This is a genomic window from Mycobacterium sp. (assembly GCF_046095365.1).
GTDB lineage: Bacteria > Actinomycetota > Actinomycetes > Mycobacteriales > Mycobacteriaceae > Mycobacterium.
Genome location: NZ_JBJTJF010000087.1, coordinates 1 through 4,998, shown reverse-complemented (window position 1 = coordinate 4,998; position 4,998 = coordinate 1). Strand labels below are relative to the sequence as shown.

6 protein-coding genes and 1 pseudogene are annotated in these 4,998 nt (G+C 72.2%); 2 read left to right on the top strand and 5 right to left on the bottom strand.

Annotated elements, in window-relative coordinates; all coding sequences use genetic code 11:
• The 4 genes from ACKOQ4_RS07710 to ACKOQ4_RS07695 all read right to left on the bottom strand — a co-directional run.
• On the bottom strand, positions 1 to 746 hold a 746-nt coding region (locus tag ACKOQ4_RS07710), incomplete at its 3' end, for an SDR family oxidoreductase (protein ID WP_526290484.1).
• Positions 746 to 1,183 (bottom strand): SMU1112c/YaeR family gloxylase I-like metalloprotein, encoded by a 438-nt coding sequence (gene gloA2 / locus ACKOQ4_RS07705; RefSeq protein WP_526290488.1) that lies wholly within the window; start codon positions 1,181 to 1,183, stop codon positions 746 to 748. The genes gloA2 and ACKOQ4_RS07710, both read right to left, overlap by 1 nt.
• A complete protein-coding gene (locus ACKOQ4_RS07700; protein WP_526290482.1) occupies positions 1,180 to 3,105 on the bottom strand; it encodes an acetoacetate--CoA ligase in 1,926 nt (641 codons plus the stop codon). Before ACKOQ4_RS07700 ends, gloA2 begins: the two co-directional genes overlap by 4 nt.
• Before the next feature lie 2 nt (positions 3,106 to 3,107).
• Positions 3,108 to 3,623 (bottom strand): Rv1363c family protein, encoded by a 516-nt coding sequence (locus ACKOQ4_RS07695; protein ID WP_526290480.1) that lies wholly within the window; start codon positions 3,621 to 3,623, stop codon positions 3,108 to 3,110.
• 285 nt (positions 3,624 to 3,908) lie between these two features.
• Here ACKOQ4_RS07695 and ACKOQ4_RS07690 point away from each other — a divergent pair, with 285 nt between their 5' ends.
• Positions 3,909 to 4,247 carry a hypothetical protein gene (locus tag ACKOQ4_RS07690; RefSeq protein ID WP_526290486.1) on the top strand — a complete coding sequence of 113 codons (339 nt, stop codon included), beginning with the start codon at positions 3,909 to 3,911 and terminating at the stop codon, positions 4,245 to 4,247.
• An 8-nt stretch (positions 4,248 to 4,255) separates the two neighbouring features.
• Here ACKOQ4_RS07690 and ACKOQ4_RS07685 read toward each other — a convergent pair whose 3' ends face one another.
• Positions 4,256 to 4,660: an Rv2576c family protein gene (locus ACKOQ4_RS07685; protein WP_526290478.1), complete on the bottom strand. Its 405-nt coding sequence runs from the start codon at positions 4,658 to 4,660 to the stop codon at positions 4,256 to 4,258.
• Positions 4,661 to 4,724: 64 nt separating this feature from the next.
• On the opposite strand from ACKOQ4_RS07685, the pseudogene ACKOQ4_RS07680 reads away from it, so the two are divergent.
• Positions 4,725 to 4,998 (top strand): annotated as a pseudogene (locus ACKOQ4_RS07680) (hypothetical protein); the annotation flags it as partial.

The following is a 4,998-nucleotide window of genomic DNA, read 5'->3' as shown; positions in this document are numbered from 1 at the left end:
GCCAGCCCGGCCAGTGCCTTGGTCTGCCGGCCCACCGGGTAGTGCACCCGGGGGAGCCGGCTCCGGGTCGGGTGGGTCGCCGCATAGATGTCCTCGGCGACATCGGCCGCGGTCAAGTGGATGCCGAGCGTCCTGGTGCTGTTGGTGTGCAGGCCGTCGACCATCGCGGTCCGGACGAACAGCGGCCACATGGCGATGACCCTGATCCCGTGCCGGCGCCACTCCAGTTCCAGCGCCTCGGTGAGCCCGCGCACGGCGAACTTGGTCGCCGAGTAGGTGGCCAGTTCCGGCTGGCCGTAGATCGCCGAGGCCGAGCACAGGTTGACCACCTGCGCGCCGGGGGTGTCCCGCAGGTAGGGGAAGGCGGTGTGCAGCCCGGTCAGCGTTCCGTTGACGTTGACCTCGACGATCCGGCGCTGGGTGTCCAGCGGAATGTCCTCGAACGGGCCGGAGGCCAGCACCCCGGCGTTGTTGACCAGAACGTCCAGCCGCCCCGAACGCCCGGTGAACGCCAGCAGCTGCTCCGACCAGTTCGCGGCGTCGGTGACGTCGAGTTGCCCGATGGCGATGTCCCCGCCCCTGGCGCTCACCTCGTCGCGCAGCGAGGCCAGCCCCGCGAGGTCGACGTCGTAGGCCCCCACCCGGTAGCCGCGGCGGGCGAAGGTCATCGCGGTAGCGCGGCCGATTCCGGCGGCGGCCCCGGAGATGAAGACCGTGGATGCCGATGGCGCTGAACCGTTGGTCATCAGTCCAGACTTGTCGTTGCGGGGCCGCCGTGCAACCCGCCGCCGGCCTCGTACAACTCCAGGGGCAGGCCGTCGGGATCGGCGAAGAAGGTGAATCGCCGTCCGGTGTACTCGTCGACCCGGATCGGCTCCACGGCCACGCCGCAGGACCGCAGGTAGTGCGACCACGCCTCGACGTCGTCGACCGCGAACGCCAGATGCCGCAGCCCGCAGGCCTCCGGACGACTCGGGCGCGACGGCGGATCGGGAAACGAGAACAGTTCGATCCGGCCCCCGCCGGGCAGTGCCAGATCCAGCTTCCAGGATCCCCGCGCCTCGCGGTGGTTCTCGTCCGCGATGCCCAGGCCCAGCACCTCTGTGTAGAACGCCTTCGAGCGCTGGTAGTCCGAGCAGATGATCGCGACGTGGTGAATACCCTGCAGCGCAGGCCGATTCATGTCCACCGGTGCACCCGTCCCTGCTCGCGATACCACTCGATCAGGTCGGGCCGGTCGATCGCGCGGGGGTCCAGCGACACCCCGTCATGGCCGGCCAGTATCGCCGTCACCGGAACCTCGAGCTTCTTGCCGGTGCGGGTGTGCGGGATTCCGGGCGCGGCGATCACCTCGTCGGGCACGTGCCGCGGCGAGAGCCGGGCGCGGATCGCGGTGCGGACCCGCTCGACCAGGGCGTCGTCGAGAACCCGGCCTTCGGCGAGGGTGACGAACAACGGCATCCAGTAGCCCCCGCCGGGTCCGTCGACGCCCACCACGAAGGCCTCGGTCACCTCCTCGAGGCCCTCCACCACCTCGTAGATGTCCGCCGACCCCATCCGGATCCCGTTGCGGTTCAAGGTGGCGTCGCTGCGGCCGTGGATGATCAGCGAGCCGCGGTCGGTGACGGTGACCCAGTCGCCGTGACGCCATACCCCGGGAGCCTGTCCGTCCGACCACGCATGCTCGAAATATGCTGCGCGGTAACGGGATCCGTCATCGTCGTTCCAGAAGCCGATCGGCATCGACGGCATCGGGGCGGTGATCACCATCTCGCCGACCTCGCCGATCAGGGGCTCCCGTCGCGGAGACCAGCTGTGCAGGTCGACGCCCAGGTACCGGGTGGTCAGCTCGCCGGGACGGGCCGGCACCCCGGTGGTGCCGCCGGCGAACGCGGTCACCACATCGGTTCCGCCGCTGATCGAGGACACCTGCACTGCCGGCCCGACCTCGGTGGTCACCCAGTCGAACAGGTCGGCCGGCAGCGGGGAGCCGGTGCTGCCCACCGTGCGCAGCCGGCTCAGGTCGTGACTCGCCCCGGGGTGCAGCCCCGCCTTGCGGGAGGCCAGCAGCTGGCCCGGACTGGTGCCGAAGAAGGTGACCCGCTCATCGGCGAGAAGTCGCCACAGCCGGTCGGCGTCGGGGTGCATGGGGTGACCGCTGTAGCCGACCGCCGTCGCCCCGCACAGCAGGCCGCCGACCCGGAAGTTCCACATCATCCAGCTCAGCGCGGTCTGCCAGAAGAAGACGTCACCGGGACCCAGATCCGCATGCAGCGCAGCGGCTTTGAGATGCTCGAGCACCACCCCGCCGTGGCCGTGGGCGATGCCCTTGGGCCGGCCGGTGGTGCCGGAGGTGAACAGCACCCACAGCGGGTGGTCGAAGGGCACCGGCGTGACGACGGGTTCGGCCGGTTCGGCGACGACGGAGCGGTAGTCGTCGCCGTCCAGCCGGATCAGGTGCGCGCCGCCCAGCAGTCCGACGAGTTCGGCGGTCTCGGCGCGCCTGTCGATCCACGAGCCGCCGTAGCGGTAGCCGTCCCAGCCGAACAGCACCTTCGGACTCAACTGGCCCAGCCGCGCCGCCGCGCCCTGGGGCGCGTAGTCCTGCCCGCACGACGACCACACCGCCCCGACGGCCGCGGTGGCCAGGAACGCCACCACCGCCTCGGGGACGTCGGGCAGGTAGGCCACCACGCCGTCGCCGGGTCCGACGCCGCGGCGGCGCAACTCGGCGGCCAGCGCCCCCACCTGACCGGGCAGCGCATCCCAGTCGATCGTCCTCCGCCCGCCGTCCTCGTCGACGCCGACGACGGCCGCCCCGGGCAGGCCGGCGTGCCGGAGCACCGCATCGACGTAGTTCAGCCGGACGCCGGGGAACCACCGGGCGCCGGGCATGGCCGGGTCCGCCAGCACTCCGTCGTCGCCGGGTCCGGGCCCGACGCTCGCCGGGACGTCGAAGAACTCCCACACCGCCCGCCAGAACCGCGCCGGGCTGTCCACCGACCACCGCCACAGGTCGTCGTAGCCGCCCCCGGCGGGTGCGCCGTGGGACGCCGAGGCGGCGGCGAACCGCCGCCACCGGGGGAGCGCGCCGTCGGATGCCACCGTCAGACGAACTCCACGCCGGACATCTTGATCTGGCCGCCGTCGCGTTCCAGGCTGACCACCACCCGCCAGCGCCGCGGCTCCTGCTGGTCCTTGGGCGCCTGCGGGCCCTCCCGGCGGGAGGTGGCCGCGACCATGACCACGGCGGAGTCGGCGGTCATCGACTCCACGGCGGCGTCGTTGACGGTGGCCTTGGTGACGATCTTCTCCTCGGTGAGGGCTTTGACGAAATCATCGGCGGTGTCGGCGAAGTTGGCCCGGAAACGCCCCGTCGAGCCGTCCAGGACACGCTGCACACTGTCCTTGGCGCTGGCGTAGTCGATCGACATCAGGTTGATGACGCCCTGCCGGGCGGCCGCCGCGTACTCGGCCGACCACTGCCGCTGCCGGGTCTCCTGGCGGTGCTGCCAGAGCAGGTAGCCGGTGGCGGCGAGCAGCCCCGCCGTCATCAGTGCCGCCAGCATCAGCCCGGCCAGGCGCAGCGGGACAGACCGGCCGGCGGCGGGCTCAGCTGCCACCTCGGTCTCGAAAACCTCTGCCGCTGGCGTGTTTTCGGCCTCCTCGGCGGCGCGCAGTTGCCGTCGCAGCTCCTCGGCCCGGGCGCGCGCGGCCTCGGCCCGGGCTTCGGCGGCAGCGGCCTCGGCCTCCAGCGCGCCGGCGCCGCCGGCGGGCGCCGGCGAATCCGGGTCAGGCGACGGCAGCGCGGCTCCGCACCGTGTCTTCGCTGCATCAGACAGTCCACAATCGTCGCGTGTGCGACAGTTGACTGCGTGCGAACGACCGTAGTCGCTGCCGCCGCGCTGATGGTGGCCGGACTCGCCGCGCCCGCCCCGGCCCGGGCGGGGCAGTGCGACGACGCGTTCTGCACACCCGGGATCGCGCCCGGGGTGGTGCTCGGCGCCCCCTGCTCGGACACCTCCTTCTACGTGTTCGGCACCACGTCGTGGGGCCGGCTGGTGTTCTGCGGATCGCCGCGGCGCTACGAGCCGCGCTTTTTCCGTTCCCCGCCGATGATGGGCGTCAAGGACCTCGGCGGGAACTGCACCGGGTATGAGAACTCCGTCGCCCAGGCGCCGGACGGGCTGTTTTTGACATGCTCGTTCGACGACGGCCGTGCGGTCTGGGTGCGCGGGGACGCCTGAGCCGGCGCTCACCAGTGCCGTAGCGAGCACAGCGCGCCCTTGGCGCCGGAGTTGCTGACCACGACCTGCCCGTCGACGGCGAGCGTGCAGTGGAAGTTCGGCGGATTCGGCGCCAGGCCGCTGGTGCCCAGCACCATCGCCCAGTACGCGGGATTGGCCAGTTGCACGTTGAGCACCCACGGCCGGTCGGGCCCCAGATCGGCCTCGACCTTCGGGCTGAACTGGTAGGGATCGTGGCTGTAGTCGGCGAAGTTCGGCGGCTCGCTGTCCCGGTAGTAGATGTCGGCGGCGAACGGCGCATCGGTGTAGACGGTGTAGGTGACCGAGTGCAGCACCGGCCCTTCGGCTCCGGCGGGTCCCGCGGCCAGCACGACGACGGCGGCCACCGAGATGCCGGCAGCCGCGAACCTCATCGGGAAAGTCTGGCACGAGACCTGCCGGGAGAGGCCCGTTTGGGCGGTCTACCATCGGGTGGTTATGACTTCCGAGCGGCTGGACGTGCAGGCCGACGCCACGCTCGACGCCGAGGCCCAACTCGCCGAAGCCGAGGCGGCCGAGGCGCAGGCCCTCGCCGAGGCGGCCTCCGCCCGGGCGAGGGCGGAGGGCCTGACCGCGCCCGCGCCCGGCCCGCGTCCCGCGCGCCGCTGGCGCCAGACCGCCGGGCTGGTGCCGGCCGCTCTGCTCACCGGCGCCGGTCTTGCGCTGGCCGGACTCATGCTCTGGCAGCACGGGCAGGTCGCCGCGCAGCGCG